The following is a 1,565-nucleotide window of genomic DNA, read 5'->3' as shown; positions in this document are numbered from 1 at the left end:
TAAGGTCTGCTTCTTTGATGAACGTTCCATTAATTGTCTTTCCTTTTCTCCCTTTAATTTCGTCATATGCATACTGTAAACATTCCTGTAATGTCATATCATGTTGTTGTGCCAATATGATTAATGTAACGACTGTATCGCCTATCCCATCTTTTAATGCATCCATTTGCCCACGAGATAATGCTGATGCAACTTCCCCAGCTTCTTCATAGAATTTAAGTGCTTGTCTATCTGGATTACCATTGTGTAAATCTTTATCCATACTCCATTGTTGTACTTGTTCTACTAATTGATCTAATGTGTTAGTCATTTATTCGTCCTCCAATTGAATTAGTATTTTAAAAAGTAATGCGTTGTTTAATAAATTAACTACAAAACTAAATAACGAAGCATATATAATCATGTGTGCTTGATATCTTCTAAAAAAACTTGGCTTGATTGTCTTGTGACTGCTAATTTTTCTATTCATCACTACCACGCTCCAAATCACTTAATAAATTTTTAAACTCATGCGTCCCATCGAGTTCATCCATGCGCTTAAGATGTTCTCCTAATTGAAATAGTGAACTTTCATCTTCTTTACCATCAGCCATTTTTGTCATATGGAGTATTATCGGATATTGAAAAAGCATTTCTTCTTTCAACTCTAACCATGCACGTTTATACTCTTTATCTTTCATGTTCGGCCTCCAAATCACTTAATAAATTTTTGAAATCGTTAGTGCCGTCTAATTCACACATAATTTTGAGAACAATCCTATAAGCCACATTCATGTATTTACTAGGAGTATCTTCTTCAAAATGGCAACCAAAAGTAACCATTTCACGTAGTTCGTCTTTCTGCTTATCCCACGCCTCTGCTTTCTTTTTAATCTCTGCCATATCGTTGATAAGTTCATCACGTTGCTTTTTATAAGCGTCACGTTCTTGTTTAAGGTTGTGATTTTCCCTCGCTAAGGTTGATAACTTATCTTCTAAATCTTGATATTCTTCTAATGTCATTTTTACTTCTGCCATTCCTACCCCTCATTCCATTTCGAATTCTCTTTCAATAGTCCTGCGTCTCTTAGATCATCGTTCAAACTACGTTGCCCGTCCTCGTACCACACGTTAGCTAGGTATCTACCGAACACATCGCTCTTGTATGTCTGAACGTAGATGTCTTTATGTTCCACACATTCTCTAGTAAACGCTGTTGCCTCTTTAAACTTATCCTGTCCTCTTTCTGGCGTATCGACACCTAGCAAACGTACACGACGTTTAGCGTAGGTATCAAAGCCATAATCGATTAAGATATCTATCGTATCCCCGTCAACAACATTGGTGCATGTTGCTTTGTAGGTGTAGAGATTGTTGATGTCTATCGTAAACACTCCCTATTCATATTCTTTACAATCCTCACAAGTTGTAGGATATCCTGGTGGCTCTTTTAAATCGTCTCCATTTTCGTTAATTAAATCTTCCATTAAACCACCACAAATCTGACATAATGTACCGTCTAACATCATTTCTGCTACTTCACCCATTAATAAAACACTCCCTGTTCCTTTTTATGTCACACTCAC

At 36.2% G+C, this 1,565-nt stretch carries 5 protein-coding genes; all 5 read right to left on the bottom strand.

Annotated features, from left to right (window positions below; genetic code table 11):
* On the bottom strand, positions 1 to 310 hold a 310-nt coding region (locus HMPREF2881_RS09360; RefSeq protein WP_070653710.1), incomplete at its 3' end, for a MazG-like family protein.
* Between the two features lie 151 nt (positions 311 to 461).
* The gene (locus HMPREF2881_RS09355; RefSeq protein ID WP_070653709.1) at positions 462 to 680 is read right to left on the bottom strand and encodes a hypothetical protein; all 219 of its coding nucleotides are present in this window, start codon (positions 678 to 680) and stop codon (positions 462 to 464) included.
* Positions 670 to 1,017, bottom strand: a complete 348-nt coding sequence (locus tag HMPREF2881_RS09350) for a hypothetical protein (RefSeq protein ID WP_256279981.1) — start codon at positions 1,015 to 1,017, stop codon at positions 670 to 672. Before HMPREF2881_RS09350 ends, HMPREF2881_RS09355 begins: the two co-directional genes overlap by 11 nt.
* Before the next feature lie 2 nt (positions 1,018 to 1,019).
* Positions 1,020 to 1,373, bottom strand: a complete 354-nt coding sequence (locus HMPREF2881_RS09345) for a thermonuclease family protein (RefSeq protein ID WP_176744872.1) — start codon at positions 1,371 to 1,373, stop codon at positions 1,020 to 1,022.
* A gap of 3 nt (positions 1,374 to 1,376) precedes the next feature.
* The gene (locus tag HMPREF2881_RS11875; protein ID WP_176744871.1) at positions 1,377 to 1,526 is read right to left on the bottom strand and encodes a hypothetical protein; all 150 of its coding nucleotides are present in this window, start codon (positions 1,524 to 1,526) and stop codon (positions 1,377 to 1,379) included.
* Positions 1,527 to 1,565: the final 39 nt, after the last annotated feature.

Origin of the sequence: Staphylococcus sp. HMSC057A08, assembly GCF_001812925.1 — a bacterium.
GTDB classification, from domain to species: Bacteria; Bacillota; Bacilli; order Staphylococcales; family Staphylococcaceae; genus Staphylococcus; species Staphylococcus hominis.
Note: the sequence above shows the minus strand (reverse complement) of the source record. Positions and strands in the feature narration are given on the sequence as shown.

Bases quoted from the DNA above. Each gene is read 5' to 3' on its own strand.
- HMPREF2881_RS09355 (WP_070653709.1), bottom strand. From the start codon at position 680: ATGAAAGATAAAGAGTATAAACGTGCATGGTTAGAGTTGAAAGAAGAA.
- HMPREF2881_RS11875 (WP_176744871.1), bottom strand. From the start codon at position 1,526: ATGGGTGAAGTAGCAGAAATGATGTTAGACGGTACATTATGTCAGATT.
- HMPREF2881_RS09350 (WP_256279981.1), bottom strand. From the start codon at position 1,017: ATGGCAGAAGTAAAAATGACATTAGAAGAATATCAAGATTTAGAAGAT.